The organism is Acidithiobacillus sp. TH-A67, from assembly GCF_057473545.1.
Genome location: NZ_JBYCKU010000064.1, coordinates 1 through 14158, shown reverse-complemented (window position 1 = coordinate 14158; position 14158 = coordinate 1). Strand labels below are relative to the sequence as shown.

13 protein-coding genes are annotated in these 14158 nt (G+C 62.5%); 2 read left to right on the top strand and 11 right to left on the bottom strand.

Translation table 11 applies throughout. The features are described 5' to 3' along the window. Positions 1 to 33: 33 nt before the first annotated feature. The gene (locus AC2VNM_RS10315; protein WP_483166402.1) at positions 34 to 1530 is read right to left on the bottom strand and encodes an MFS transporter; all 1497 of its coding nucleotides are present in this window, start codon (positions 1528 to 1530) and stop codon (positions 34 to 36) included. 72 nt (positions 1531 to 1602) lie between these two features. Between AC2VNM_RS10315 and AC2VNM_RS10310 the strand changes: the two genes are divergently transcribed. Next, entirely contained in the window at positions 1603 to 4077 is a 2475-nt protein-coding gene (locus AC2VNM_RS10310) for a heavy metal translocating P-type ATPase (RefSeq protein ID WP_483166403.1), read from the top strand. On the opposite strand, the gene AC2VNM_RS10305 is transcribed toward AC2VNM_RS10310, so the two are convergent. Genes AC2VNM_RS10305 through alaC form a run of 5 tightly spaced genes read right to left on the bottom strand, consistent with a single transcriptional unit; the run spans position 4074 to position 10455 of the window. Then, positions 4074 to 5834 (bottom strand): single-stranded-DNA-specific exonuclease RecJ, encoded by a 1761-nt coding sequence (locus AC2VNM_RS10305; protein ID WP_483189730.1) that lies wholly within the window; start codon positions 5832 to 5834, stop codon positions 4074 to 4076. The genes AC2VNM_RS10310 and AC2VNM_RS10305 overlap by 4 nt on opposite strands. 2 nt (positions 5835 to 5836) lie before the next feature. After that, positions 5837 to 6796, bottom strand: a complete 960-nt coding sequence (locus tag AC2VNM_RS10300) for a hypothetical protein (RefSeq protein ID WP_483189731.1) — start codon at positions 6794 to 6796, stop codon at positions 5837 to 5839. Next, the gene (thrC, locus tag AC2VNM_RS10295; protein WP_483189732.1) at positions 6796 to 7929 is read right to left on the bottom strand and encodes a threonine synthase; all 1134 of its coding nucleotides are present in this window, start codon (positions 7927 to 7929) and stop codon (positions 6796 to 6798) included. The genes AC2VNM_RS10300 and thrC overlap by 1 nt, the downstream gene beginning before the upstream one ends. 22 nt (positions 7930 to 7951) lie before the next feature. Next, on the bottom strand, positions 7952 to 9274 hold the full coding sequence (locus AC2VNM_RS10290; protein ID WP_483166407.1) for a homoserine dehydrogenase: 1323 nt from the start codon (positions 9272 to 9274) through the stop codon (positions 7952 to 7954). Beyond that, entirely contained in the window at positions 9271 to 10455 is a 1185-nt protein-coding gene (gene alaC, locus AC2VNM_RS10285; protein ID WP_483166408.1) for an alanine transaminase, read from the bottom strand. Before alaC ends, AC2VNM_RS10290 begins: the two co-directional genes overlap by 4 nt. Positions 10456 to 10542: 87 nt before the next feature. Between alaC and AC2VNM_RS10280 the strand changes: the two genes are divergently transcribed. Beyond that, on the top strand, positions 10543 to 10920 hold the full coding sequence (locus AC2VNM_RS10280) for an Mth938-like domain-containing protein (RefSeq protein ID WP_483189733.1): 378 nt from the start codon (positions 10543 to 10545) through the stop codon (positions 10918 to 10920). Between the two features lie 2 nt (positions 10921 to 10922). Here AC2VNM_RS10280 and rpoS read toward each other — a convergent pair whose 3' ends face one another. The 5 genes from rpoS to AC2VNM_RS10255 all read right to left on the bottom strand — a co-directional run bounded on the left by rpoS (position 10923) and on the right by AC2VNM_RS10255 (position 14156). Further along, positions 10923 to 11855, bottom strand: a complete 933-nt coding sequence (rpoS, locus tag AC2VNM_RS10275) for an RNA polymerase sigma factor RpoS (RefSeq protein WP_483166410.1) — start codon at positions 11853 to 11855, stop codon at positions 10923 to 10925. A gap of 2 nt (positions 11856 to 11857) precedes the next feature. Continuing rightward, the gene (locus tag AC2VNM_RS10270) at positions 11858 to 12556 is read right to left on the bottom strand and encodes a protein-L-isoaspartate(D-aspartate) O-methyltransferase (RefSeq protein ID WP_483166411.1); all 699 of its coding nucleotides are present in this window, start codon (positions 12554 to 12556) and stop codon (positions 11858 to 11860) included. After that, positions 12532 to 13290: a 5'/3'-nucleotidase SurE gene (gene surE / locus AC2VNM_RS10265; RefSeq protein WP_483166412.1), complete on the bottom strand. Its 759-nt coding sequence runs from the start codon at positions 13288 to 13290 to the stop codon at positions 12532 to 12534. The genes AC2VNM_RS10270 and surE overlap by 25 nt, the downstream gene beginning before the upstream one ends. Before the next feature lie 84 nt (positions 13291 to 13374). Next, a complete protein-coding gene (locus AC2VNM_RS10260) occupies positions 13375 to 13899 on the bottom strand; it encodes a DUF4124 domain-containing protein (protein WP_483166413.1) in 525 nt (174 codons plus the stop codon). A 110-nt stretch (positions 13900 to 14009) separates the two neighbouring features. After that, the gene (locus AC2VNM_RS10255; RefSeq protein WP_486913052.1) at positions 14010 to 14156 is read right to left on the bottom strand and encodes a hypothetical protein; all 147 of its coding nucleotides are present in this window, start codon (positions 14154 to 14156) and stop codon (positions 14010 to 14012) included. Positions 14157 to 14158: the final 2 nt, after the last annotated feature.

Below are 14158 nucleotides of genomic sequence, written 5' to 3'. Positions count from 1 at the left end.
AATTATTCTCTAATCGTACTTTGTTTAAAAAACCTAAGAATCTGGATGCTCGGCATCCGTGGTCACAGGTAAAGGTGCGCCCTCAGAGGCTAATACCGTCGCCACATCGCGCGGATAGGTGAACGCCGCGAAAACCATGGCGAGGCCGGCAATCAAGAGAAGAATCAGCAAAAGCAGAAAGGCATGCCCGAGGGCCTCGGCGCCTTGCCCATCGCTTTTCTGAAAATATCCAACCAAAAGCCCAATCATCAGCGGCGCCAAACCCACCAGAGTATAGCGCACCAGATTGCGTACACTTTCTGCTCGCCCCCACAAGCGGGAGTGCATGATATCGAGACGCGCGGCATCCAGAGTTGGATTGGTAGCGCCCAAAAACAAGGCCGCCAGAAAAAAACAAGGCGCCGCCACCCAGACGCTGGGCAGCAGGAAGGCCGGCAGAAAGGCCAGCACCGTCAGAAAGAAGGACCCCGCTGCCACCCACACCCGTGCCGCGACAATGTGCCGGTGCAACAATCGATCTGCGAGCCAGCCACTGAGCAAAACTCCGAAGATTCCGCCACTGCCTAGCCCCATGAACAGGATGCTGGCGGTATCGGCGGGGAGATCGAAGCGCTGCATAAGATAGAGATCGGCAAACACCAAAAGTCCGGTGAAATAAAAATAACTGGCCGACGAGCCGAGAACGAGAATGATGTTGGTACGAATGGTGACGATGTAGCGCACCGCCCGTGTCCACGGCCAGCAGGTCGGATCCTCGTGCATCACCCGGTCGGGGTATGGCGAAATCGCCATCCGACGAATCAGATCGGCAACCTTGTGGGAACGCGCTGGGGCGGAGTCAGAGCGCGAAAGGCTTGTGGAGCCGGTGGCAATTTTCTCCATCGTATTGCGTTGCGGCTCCCGCAGATACCGTCGTATAACGACAACTCCCAATAATCCCAACAATGCCAGGCTCCAAAAAGCAAAACGCCAGCCCAGGAGGTCGGCGACGATACTCGCCACCAGCATCCCGATTCCGGCACCCAACAACTCACCACCTACAATCAGGCCAAAAATTCTGCCACGCTGAGAGGGCGGAAAGTAATCCCCGGTCAGGGAGGCGACCACCGCGCCGACGGAGATACCGCTGGCACCGACCACGATCTGCGCCAGCAAGAGCTCCAGATAACCGGGAATGAAGCCGCTGGCAGCCATACCCAGTGCCCAGCTGCCAGCAAAAATGGCCAGGAGATGCACGCGCTTTCGTCGATCCACCCAGATCCCAGCGATCAGGGTTAGTATCGCGCCAGAGAGCGAGGCTACCGTACCCACCAGACCAAATCGCGCGTCGCTGATGTGTAATGTGGCCTCCAGTGCATGGGCCAACGCCCCAAGCGCTGCGAGGTTTGCCGATGCCACTCCCAATACCGCGGCGAGTATTACCACTACTCGGGCACGATTGGGCAGATGTTGCGAAAAACGATATTCGAGATGCTCGTATTCGGAACAGAGCCAATGTTCCAGGTTGACGAGATTTTCCCTGTTGATCATAGAGGTAGTATAAGCGAAAAGAGAATAGACGGCCTTGACCTTACAAGCCAGTAAAGGGTTTATCCTGTAATCATGAACAGCACATTGACACCCGAATCCATCGATAAGAAGATCGCGCGCACCCCGAGCACCCAGCGCCTGCGCGTGGGGGTAACGGGCATGACCTGTGCCTCCTGCAGCAGCCGGGTGGAACGGGCCTTGAACAAGGTGGCGGGGGTGGAAGCGAGCGTCAACCTGGCGACGGAAACGGCGGAGATCCAGTTTGATCCGGCGCAAACGCCCGTCGCCACCGTCGTTGCCGCTATCGAAAAGGCTGGCTACGGCGCCCTCAGCGCCGAAGCGCAATTGGCCGTGGAGGGGATGACCTGTGCATCCTGTAGCAGCCGGGTGGAGCGTACCCTGCGCCGTCTGCCCGGGGTGCTCGAAGCTGGCGTAAACTTGGCAACGGAGCGCGCGCAGGTCCGCTACCTGCCAAGCAGCATCACCGTCGACGAGATGATAGCCGCCATCCAGGCAGCGGGCTACGGCGCCAGAAACCTGGACCACAGCGAGGAGGCGGAGGAAGGCGACCACAAGGCCGCCCTCCTGCATGCCATGGGCCGTGATGTGGTCCTCGCTATCAGTTTCGCCCTCATCGTTCTTCTTCTGGCGATGGGATCGGCATTTTCGCCCGCTTTTGCCGCCTGGCTACAGACTAACGCGCCACTGCCCAAATTTTGGGAGGGTGTGCAGTTTATTCTGGCAAGTATCGTGCTGTTCTGGCCCGGACGGCGTTTTTTCCGCCCTGGTTGGATTGCCTATCGTCACCTATCCCCCGACATGAATTCCCTCGTCGCCACCGGTACCGGCGCGGCCTGGCTCTATAGCAGCCTGGTGCTTTTTGTCCCCTTCGTCTTTCCCGCCAGTGCTCGTCATCTCTATTTCGACTCCGCGGCCGTGGTCATCGCCGCCGTATTGCTCGGCAAATATCTGGAAGAGGTCGCCAAGGGACGCAGCTCGGCGGCCATCCGCGCCTTGTTGCAACTGCAGACGAAAACTGCGCGACGCATCGATGCGCAAGGGCAGGAAGAGGAAGTGTCCGTTACCCAATTGCGTCTCGGCGATCATCTCCTGGTGCGACCCGGAGAGCGTATTCCGGCGGATGGCCGGGTGCTGGAGGGCAGCGCCCATGTCGATGAAGCAATGCTGAGCGGTGAACCGATTCCGCAAAAACGCGAAGCGGGCGCCGAGGTCTTTGCCGGCACCTTCTGCCAGGATGGACGCCTGCGCATCGAGGTCACGCGCTTGGGGAAAGACTCGGTGCTGGCGCAGATCATTGCCCTGGTGGAGTCCGCGCAGAGCGGCAAGTTGCCCATCCAGGGTCTCGCGGACCGGGTGATCCGCATCTTTTCCCCGCTGGTTCTCGCCATCGCCTTGTTGAGCTTTCTGTTCTGGTCGCTCTACAGCGCCAACGTCAGTCTGGCATTGGCCACGGCCGTGGCCGTGCTGGTGGTTGCCTGCCCCTGCGCCATGGGTCTTGCCACACCAGCCGCCATCATGGTAGGCACCGGGCGCGCTGCTGAACTGGGGGTCCTCTTTCGCAAGGGCAGTGCCCTGGAGATGCTCGCCGGAGTCGACACGGTATTGTTCGACAAAACCGGTACCGTCACCCGCGGACGCCCGACCCTGGTCGCTCGCGGTGGTGCCCAGGAAGCGCTGGCGATTGCGGCGGCGGTCGAGCGCGATTCGGAACACCCCATCGCCCGCGCCATTGTCGATGCGGCACCCGCGCCTTCCCAGCCGGTTGAGAATTTCCGGGTCGTGCCTGGGCAAGGCGTCGAAGGGCAGTTGGCTGGCACCCAGGTGCGGGTGGGTACCCAGGAGTTTCTGGAGCAGCAGAATATCGCCATCCCCGAGGACGACGAACTGCGTATCCAGGAAGCGGCCGGTGCGACTATCGTCTTTGTCGCTCAGGGCAATGCGTATCTGGGGTGGCTGGCGGTAGCCGATGCCTTACGGGTCGAAGCGCCAGAAGTCTGCACCGCGCTACGTCAGATGGGAATGAATCTAGCCCTGGTGACTGGCGACGGCGCGGCACCTGCGCGCCGGGTGGCGAAACAACTTGGCATCGAAGAGGTACATGCGCGGATCCTGCCGCAGGACAAGGCCAAGGTCGTCCAGAAGTATCAGGCCCGGGGTCGGCGGGTTGCCTTCATCGGCGACGGCATCAACGATGCCCCGGCCCTCGCCCAGGCGGATGTCGGGATTGCTCTGGCAAGCGGTACGGAAATCGCCATGGAGGCCGCCGACGTGACGCTGAGCCACCCCGACCTCGGCACCCTGGTCACCGCTCTACGGGCAGCTCGGCAAACCCTGGGGCGGATTCGCGGCAATCTTTTCTGGGCCTTCTTTTACAACATCCTCTTGATTCCTCTAGCAGCCGGAGTCTTTTTGCCCTGGGGACTGCAGCTCAACCCCATGCTCGCTGGGGTTGCCATGGGTTTTTCCTCGATCTTCGTGCTTGGCAACAGCCTGCGCCTGCGGCGCATCCGTGCCTTCGTCGCCTAGCACGGCTCCGCATGGCGAATCTGCAGTTGCAGGCGCGATTCACCGCGCCAGTCGTTGCGCTCCAGGGCATAGGCGAAACGGACTTGCTGGCCAGCCTGCACGGGCCGCACGCCATCCTCACTGGCAAAGAACCAGATGGCGTCAAAATCCTCGCCGCCCATACGCAGCGCAAGCTTGAGGTGGCGGCCATCGCCCACCGACCGTAGACTGCTGATCGTCCCTTCCCCAACAAAGAGGGGTGCCTCCCACTGCCGCCCAAAGGGCTCCAACTCGCTGATTTCCAGCAACTGTTCCATGCTGGGCAGGGTCGGCATAGCGCCATCGGTCCAGATGCGCGGGCCGCGCGGTTCTTCTCCAAAATGCACCGCCGCTAACTCTGCCCAGGCGCTACGAAAGACATCCAGGGCGCTGCGCCGCAGGGTGACCCCCCCCGCCCCGGCATGTCCGCCCCAAGCAAGGAAGGCATCGGGATGGCGGGAGGCGATCTTCGCCAGGGCGTCCCGTATGTGGAAAGCACCAACACTGCGTAGCGAAGCGCTGACGAGATCAGGATCTTCCTTGGGAGTAAAAAAAGCCACCGGGCGACCTGTCGCCTCAACGATCTTGGCCGCGCAGATTCCTTGCACCCCGGCATGTCCTGCGGGGTCGAAGATGCACAGCGCCGCTGCATCGGAACGCAGCTGTTCCTGCACCTGCCGCTGCGCCGCACCCAGCATCTGCGCCTGCACCGCCTTGCGCGCCTCGTTATCCTCCAAAAGCACGGCAGCGAGGCTTTCCGCCTCGGGCAGATTTTCGCTCAAAAACAGTCGTACGCTGTCCTCCGCCGAGTCGAGACGGCCTCGGGCATTGATCAACGGTGCAAAGCGAAAGGCCAGGGTGGCCGCGTCAATCTGCGCACTACTCCGGGTCAAGGCGGCGAGGGCGGTCCAGACCGGCCGCCGGCGAGGTCCGTTCATCAAGCGCAATCCGTACGCGATAACGGCTCGGTTGTTGGGGGAGCGGGCCAGATCCACACAGTCCGCCACCGTCCCCAAGGCCACCAGATCCAGCAAGTCACCCAGTTTGGGGGCAGCGGCCGGCAGCAAGCCTGCCTTCTGCAAGCCCTGGCGCACCGCACAGCAATACAGCCAGGCGACATGGACGCCAGCCACATAGGGGTCGGGAAACTGCCCATCGCGGCGTAGCGGATTGACGCAGGCAACCGCACCGGCGGGCGGGCCCGCCTCCGGAATCCCGTGGTGATCGGTGACGATGACGGTAAGGCCTGCAGCTTGCAAGCGGGCAATGCGCTCCTGATCGCTGCTGCCCTGATCGGCGGTAATCACCAGGGCCGGACGCGGTGCCTCGGCCAGAATGCGCTCGGTGAGGTTCTCCGAGACACCATAGCCATCGCGCAGGCGATGGCCGATGTAGCTGTGCAGCCGCTCTTCCGGCACCAAAAAATGGTCGCGAAAGGCCAGTTTCAGCACCGCATGGGCAGAGGCACCATCGGCGTCATAATCAGAGATGAGGAGAATCGGCAGGCGCTGTCGCAGCGCGTCGATGGTAGCTTGCACCGCGACATCGATGTCGGGGAGCAAGTCGGGAGGACTCAGTTGCGCGAGTTTTCCCGATAGCAGATCCGCCACGCATCCGGCATGCTCCGCGCCCAGGCGGCCAGCGATGATGCGCGCCTGCAAAGGGCGATAGCCGATGGCTAGCGCCGCCGATTCCACTTCCGCAGAGACTTTCCGCGTGCAGATTTCCGGTCGCTGCATCGCTACCAATGTCCGTGTCGCAGCGCCGCACCCGGCTGCCGGCGGCGACGCCAGAAGGCCCAGCGGCTACGCGGTGACAGGTACAGGTGCTCCAGACCATCCCCCTGGGCAAGTAGCCCGGTGTAGAGGTCGATGGTACCGTGCCTTTGGCGAAAAGCGCGCAGCGCGGCTGCCTGTTGCTCGAACTGCGCCGCCACCTCGGGAAGACGCCAGTCCTCCGGCCACACCCACAGCAGAGCCTCGGGCCAAGGATCCTGGCCGGGACTCCAGTCCGCCAGCCCCAGCCACCGCTGGGCCGCGCGCAGCTCCTCGCCCGTCGCCGCCAAGTGGGTCCAGTGGCTTTGCGGGCGCTCGCTGGGCAGGCTTCCCTCGCCCCAGGGCCAGAAGTAACACCAGGGGTCGAGACCCTCGGCACTGCGCTTTTCGTTGTAGGAATGTGCGGCCAGCAGCATCTGCAATTCGTTGAGAAAGGCGTGCACGGCGCGGGCATCGGCACCCTGAATCCGCTCCACCAAGGGTTCGTGGCCCCACACCGTATTGGGGTCGGGGGTGTGCAGCGCGAGGGGAGAGCGGCTGCACAGATACCAGCGCTGGCGGCCCCGCTGCAGCCGCCAGGGCATGGCGGCAAAATGGGCCTGGGCGGCGGCGAACAATGCGGCGTCCTCAGCCTCTGGCAACTTGCCGACGGGCGTTAGCACCGCCCTCCCCGCCTGCCCGCCAATCGCCACCGGCTCCAAGGCCAGTGTCCAGTCACTGGCGCAGTCTACGCCATCCTGCCATGCCAGTAAGGCGGCGGCTGGCAGCGATGCAGAAAAACCCAGGAGCCGGCCCGCCGCCTCCAAGCTGGATTGCGTCGCCAGACGCTCGGCCCGGCCCTGCCCCCAAAGCCTCGGCAGCAGCGTACCGAGCCTTTCCTCGGGCAGTCCGTGGAGGCCCGTGAGCCACAGGCCCAGTCGCGACATCAGCGCTCCAGGATAGCGCGCTGCACCGCCTCCAGATTGGCATCGACGGTGACGACCGATCCGCCTTGGGCAATGGCAGTGTCCGGATCCTTCAAGCCGTGCCCCGTCAAGGTGCAGACCACCGTTGCCCCGGCCTCGATCTTGCCCGCCCGCGCGGCAGCCACCACGCCTGCAACAGAGGTTGCCGAGGCCGGCTCGCAGAAGACGCCCTCGTACTGCGCGAGCCAACGCTGCGCCTCGAGGATCTCCGCGTCGCTGTGCGCGGCAAACCAGCCACCGCTCTCCTTTTGTACTTGATGCGCCTGCTCCCAGGACATCGGGCGACCGATACGGATGGCGGTGGCGATGGTTTCCGGCTCGCGCACGAAGTCGCCAGCGATGAAAGGTGCACTGCCTGCCGCCTGGAAGCCCAGCATCTTGGGCCGTTTGCTGCCGCCCGTTTGCTGCCCGTAGGGGCACTGCCCCGCGCAGAACTTGCACGCCCCGGTCAGCACATCCCTGGCGTCACAACGCGGATCGGTGGCCTCGCAATAGCCCATCCAGTGCGCCGTGATGTTGCCAGCATTGCCAACGGGCAGGGCATGGTAGTCGGGGGCCTCACCCAGTGCCTCGATGATCTCGAAGGCCGCCGTCTTCTGCCCTTGCAGACGATAGGGATTGACCGAGTTGACCAGGGTGATGGGGGCATTGGCCGCCACGTCCTGGACGATCTGCATACCGGCATCGAAGTTGCCGCGAATCTGCAGGACGAGGGCGCCGTGCATCATGGCCTGCGACAGCTTGCCCAGGGCGATTTTGCCTTCCGGAATGACGACGAAGGCGCGCATCCCCGCCCGCGCCGCATAGGCAGCGGCAGCGGCGGAGGTATTACCGGTCGAGGCGCAGATGATCATCTCGCTGCCTTCTTCCTTGGCCTTGGTCACCGCCATGGTCATACCGCGATCCTTGAAAGATCCGGTGGGATTCAGGCCCTCGAACTTCACGAAGAGCCGCAGGTCGATAGCCAGCTGGCGCGGCAGATTGATGCATTCGATGAGCGGCGTGTTGCCCTCCCCCAAGGAAACCGCCTCGGTTTCCGGATGCAGCGGTAAAAAGGCACGATAACGATCGATAATTCCGGTATAACGGGTCATGTCAAAGATCCTTGAGTGGAAATCAGCCTTCGTCCAGGGATTCGACGCGCAAGCGCAGCACCGCTGCGGTGACGATGGGGAGGGCCTCGATGCGGGCGATGGCCTGCTCCAGATCGCCTTCGCGACAACGATGCAGAAGCAAAACGATGGGAACCGATGCGGCACCAGGACGTTCACGCTGCACCAGCGCCTCGATGGAGATCTGGTATTCCGCCAGAATCGTCGCCAGCTGGGCGAGAACCCCAGCGCGGTTCTCCGCCTGAATGCGCAGGTAGTAAGCGCTTTCAACTTCGGCCATGGGCAACAAGGGTAAGGGGCTCAGGGCATCCGCCTGAAAGGCCAGATGCGGCACCCGGTTGCTGGGATCGGCGGTCATGGTACGTGCCACGTCGACCAGATCGGCCACCACCGCACTGGCCGTCGGATCCCCACCGGCGCCGCGGCCGTAATACAGACTCTGCCCCGCGGCATCGCTGTCGGCGAGCACGGCATTGAAGGGGCCTTCCACATGGGCAAGAAGATGATCCTGCGGAATCAGGGTGGGATGCACGCGCAGCTCGACACCATCGTCACGTCGGCGCGCAATGCCCAGCAGCTTGATGCGGTAACCGAGCTCCGCCGCATAGTGCACATCCTCGCCTTGTAAGGAGCGGATGCCCTCCACGTGGCAGTGGGCAAAGTCCACGGGAATACCAAAGGCGATGGAGGCCATCAAGGTGATCTTGTGCGCCGCATCACCCCCATCCACGTCGAGCGCCGGATCGGCCTCGGCATAGCCAAGCTCCTGTGCCTTGGCCAAGGCCTCGGCAAAGCTCCAGCCCTCGCGAAACATCTGCGTGAGAATGTAATTGCTGGTGCCGTTGATGATCCCTGCCAGCCAATGGATGCGGTTGCCCGCCAGACCCTCGCGGATCGCCTTGATGATGGGAATAGCCCCGGCTACCGCCGCCTCGAAGGCCACCATGACACCGCGGCGCTGCGCCGCAGCGAAGATCTCGTTGCCATGCTCGGCGAGCAGCGCCTTGTTGGCGGTGACCACATGCTTGCCGTTGTCGATGGCGGCGAGGATCAGCTCGCGTGCGAGTCCAGTGCCCCCCATCACCTCCACCAGCACGTCGACCTCGGAGTCGCGCACCACCGCCCACGGATCCACGCTGACCCGGCCAGGAAAATCGAGATCTTCCAACCGTTGCGGACTGCGCACCGCTGCGTGGACCACACGCAGATCGCGCCCTACCCGGCGGGTGATCTCTTCGGCGTTGCGCAGCAGAACGCGCACGGTGCCCTGTCCCACGGTACCCATGCCGAGGATGCCAACGCGCACTGGACGACTGTCGGTGCTCATTCCCATCCCTCGCGAAACATCTGCTTGATCCCACGAATGGCCTGCCGCGTACGGTGTTCGTTCTCCACCAGACCGAAACGCACATATTCATCGCCGAGTTCGCCAAAACCGATGCCTGGGCTGACGGCCACCTTGGCGCGCTCCAGCACCATTTTAGCAAACTCCAGCGATCCCTTGCTGCGCAGTTCTTCCGGGATCCGCGCCCAGACGAACATCGTGGCCTTCGGGCTCGTCACCTCCCAGCCCGCCGCATTCAAACCTTCGCAAAGGACATCACGCCGCTGTTCATACATCTTGCGGATGTCCTCGACGCAATCCTGCGGCCCTTCCAGGGCGGTGATGGAGGCCACTTGGATGGGGGTAAAAGTGCCATAGTCCAGATAGCTTTTGATGCGTGCCAGGGCGCCGATCAGCTTGGGGTTACCGGCCGCGAAACCGACGCGCCAGCCGGGCATGTTGTAGCTCTTGGACAGGGTGAAGAACTCCACCCCTACATCCTTGGCCCCCGGCACCTGCAAAAAGCTCGGCGCCTGATAGCCATCGAAGACGATGTCGGCGTAGGCCAGATCATGGACCACCCAGATGCGATGTTCCTTGGCAAATTCCACGATGCGGGCAAAGAAGTCGAGATCGACCACTGCGGCAGTGGGGTTGTGTGGAAAGTTGATGACCAGCATCTTGGGTCTGGGCCACGCCGCCTTCATCGCCTTTTCGAGTTCGTCGAAGAAATCGAGCCCCGGCAGCATGGGCACATGGCGCACATCGGCGCCCGCAATGACAAAGCCATAGGGATGGATGGGGTAAGTCGGGCTCGGCACCAACACCGTATCACCGGGGCCCATGGTGGCAAGGGCCAGATGGGCCAGCCCCTCCTTCGAGCCAATGGTGACGATGGCCTCGGATTCCGGATCGATGGAAACGCCATAGCGGCGTTCGTACCAGCCGGAAATGGCCTTTCGCAGCCGTGGAATGCCGCGCGACACGCTGTAGCGGTGGGTATCGCCGCGCTGGGCGGTCTCACAGAGCTTATCGACGATGAACTGCGGCGTCGGCTGATCGGGATTACCCATGCCAAAGTCGATGATGTCTTCGCCACGCTTGCGGGCCTGCAGCTTCAGGTCCGTGACAATATTGAAGACATATGGCGGGAGGCGTCGAATCCGCTCGAAATCGCTGTTCATGGCTACCAGAGTCCTGCCCTTGAGGCATCTATCAAAATCGAAGAACAATAGAGAGGCAAATCGGCGCTGTCAATTGAGGAGACGGGCATGAAACTACACCGGCAGGTCGGCAACCTGCGCCACAACCTGCAATCCTACGATGAGCTGGGATTTGTCATCGATGGTCAGCACTACCGCGGCGGCGTTCTGCTCGCGCAAAACCTCTTGCTGCACCCGTGGGGTCCGACCCACGCCCGTCTACTCGACTGCACGGACTTCCAGCCGCTCCTCGCCGCCGCCGTCCCGGAAGTCGTGCTGCTCGGCACCGGGCGGAGGCAGCACCTCGACATCTACCTGCTGCGCACCCTGCGCGACAGCGGACTGACGGTGGAGGCGATGGACAGCGCCGCGGCCTGCCGCACCTACGGCATCCTTTTGGCAGAAGACCGGCAAGTGGCTGCGGCGCTGTTGCCCATCAGCACCTGACTTCAGGAAAACAGGGTGAAGGGATCTAGCTGCTCGGCCTCGATGCGCCGACGCAGGAGTAGGAGGCTCTCCACCTGGATCTGGCGCACCCGCTCGCGCGTCAGCCCGAGCCGACCGCCCACATCTTCCAGGGTGGCACCGTCGTTGCCATCCAGACCAAAACGCCAGAACAGCACCAGACGCTGCTTTTCCTCCAACTCCGAAATCCAAGCGTACATGCGCTGGTTGAGGTTGAGCTCCGCCAGACGCTCTTCGGGACCGGCCACCTCGGGGTCGTGCACAATCTCGGCCAGACCAAGATCTTCTTCCCGCCCACCGCCAGAGTCCAGACTGGTGACCCGACCATCGAGGTCAAGGCACTGACGGATCTGCTCCACTGGACGGTCCAGCGCCGCAGCTACCTCTTCTGGGGTCGGATCACGCTGCAGCTTTTGCTCCAGGCAACGCGCCGCACGCAAAATAGAGGAAATTTCCTTCATGACATGAATCGGCAGACGGATAGTACGCGTCTGGTTCATCAGGGCACGCTCGATGTTTTGCCGAATCCACCAGGTGGCGTAGGTAGAAAAGCGAAACCCCTTCTCCGGGTCGAATTTTTCCACCGCATGGATCAGACCAAGATTTCCTTCTTCAATCAGGTCAAGGAGGGGCAGTCCGCGATTGATATAACGTCGCGCCAGCCGTACCACCAGGCGCAGGTTGCATTCGATCATACGCTGGCGCGCGGCGCTGTCGCCCTGTTGCACCAAGCGTCCCAGGGTAATCTCTTCCTCTGCCGTCAGCAGCGGATTATGGCCAATCTCTTCGAGGTAGCACTGGGTGGCATCCCAATCCGGACCATGCTCGACGAAGGGAGAACCTGCTGCGTCGTTGTCTTGGACATTTTCTTCTTCCAGTTCCAGCTCCGACCGCAGTTCCAACGCTTCGCTGCTCATGTTCAGGCTCCTTGGTGATCCCTCTGATTGACCGTTCCGGGTAGTAGCGGGACAAAACGACAGTCGCCAAGGTCTTCCTCTTCGGCATCCTGTCCATTCCAGCGATAAAATTTGAGCCGCTGCCCGTCGGCGGTGTCGGCCTGCGGCATAAGCAGACAACCACCCGCGACGAGTTGGTGAAACAAGGGCGGCAAGGCACAAGGGACAGCAGCAGCAAACAGCACCGCGTCAAAGGGCGCAAACGCCTCCCAGCCCTGACTGCCATCTCCCAAGCGTAGACGCACGTTTGGAGTACGCAACCGCTGGAGAAGTTCCTGCGCCGCCCTATACAAGCCTTCGATCCTTTCGATGCTGAACACCTCAAACCCCAGCGCAGCGAGCAACGCCGTCTGGTACCCCGAGCCCGTGCCAATTTCCAGAACACGTCGCGGATTTCCACTGGCCCGCAGCACGGAAAGCATCCGCGCCACGATGAGCGGCTGAGAAATGGTCTGTCCCCAGCCGATCGGCAAGGAAACCGGCTCGTAGGCGCGACAGGCCAGCGCCTCGGCGACAAAGAGATGCCGGGGTACCTGGGCCATTACTGCCAGGACCTCTTCGTCGTCGATACCGGCCGCACGCAGCGCGGCCACCATGCGCTCCCGGGTGCGCGGCGAAATCATCCCGACTTCGGGGTTCACCACGCGCAACAACGCAGCCATTGCGAGAGATCATCCATGAAACGGTAGCGGGTCATGTCGAGATCGAGGGGGGTGATGGAGACACAGCCGCGCCGCACTGCATCGAAGTCCGTACCGGGACCGCCATCCGCCTCGCGCCCCGAAGGACCAATCCAGTACACCGGCTCCCCCCGCGGATCGGCCGCCGGCATGAGCATCTCGCTCTTATGGCGCCGCCCAAGGCGGGTGACCTCAAAACCCTGTAACTCCGCATAGGGCAAGTCCGGGACGTTGACATTGAGGATGGTGTCGCCGGGAAGGGGATTTTCCAGCAGGCCCCGTAACAAATCCGCCGCAACCCGTGCCGCGCTGGCGAAATGCTCCGGCTCCCGCCCAACGAGGGAGACGGCCATGGCCGGCATACCGAGGTGGCGGCCTTCCATGGCGGCAGCGACGGTACCGGAGTAGAGGACATCGTCGCCCATATTGGCACCGCGATTGATACCAGAAACCACCATTTCGGGCGGCTCGGGGAGAATGCCAGTGGCCGCGAGATGGACGCAATCGGTGGGCGTGCCACCTACCAGATAGTGGAAACCGTTGAGACCTTTGCGAACCCGTAGGGGCCGGTCCAGGGTGAGGGAATTGCTGGCGCCACTGCGATCCTGCTCCGGGGCCACCACGTCGATGCTGCCAAGTGGCCGCAATGCCTCGGCCAAGGCGGCCAGACCGGGAGCCAGATAACCATCATCATTACTGAGAAGGATTCGGGGCATTGCTCATCCATGGCTGGAGACTGGCACGGCGATCCGCAAGCCTCGGACCGCCAGCCTATGGTACGTCAGGCGCGGTCCTGCGGTCTAGTTCTGCGGCTCGGGCGCGCTGGAGGATTGCTGCTGTAACTGATGCTCGAGTAGGGCTACCCGCAGCTCCGCCACGTGTACCGCCTCTTTCAGGCTATCGATGCGCTGCAGATAGCGGGCATAATTACGCTCATTGCCATAGCGAACTGCTTTCCCTTTCTCGTAGGCTTGAGTAGCCTGCAGAAGCTGCAAACGCGCAGCCGCCAGTTGCGTCTTGAGGGCCTGTTGTGCTTGGTTATCTGCATGGTTCTGCGGCGCAGCGGGCTGCTCCGGCGACGACTGCGCTGGTCGATTGCCCAGCGGCTCGCTTGCTGGCGCGGCACGGTCCGGGGCGCTAGGCATCGGTGCCCCGTCGAGGGTCTCTACCTGGCGCGCGTCGGCGGGGGGATTTCCGCCGTAACTGACCACGCCATCCGGAGAAATCCAGCGATAGATCGTGGCCTGTGCATCGAGTGCCAGGCCGGTACTTAGCAAAGCGACTATAACTGCAAGCGTGCACGTGCGTCGCCCAGATGATTGCATGATCAATCTCCTCTGCATTCTCCAGTTGGGAACAATTAGCGCAAGTCTGCCGGTTCAGCAAGTAAAAAGCCCCGCGAGGGCGGGGCTCCAGCAGTAGAAACCAGACCGGCTCAGAGGCTGTAATACATCTGGTATTCGACTGGATGGGTAGTGACGCGCAGAGCCTGGACCTCGGCCCACTTCACTTCCAGGTAGCCTTCCAGCCATTCCGGGGTAAAGACCCCACCTTTCATCAGGAACTCATGATCGGCCTCCAGGG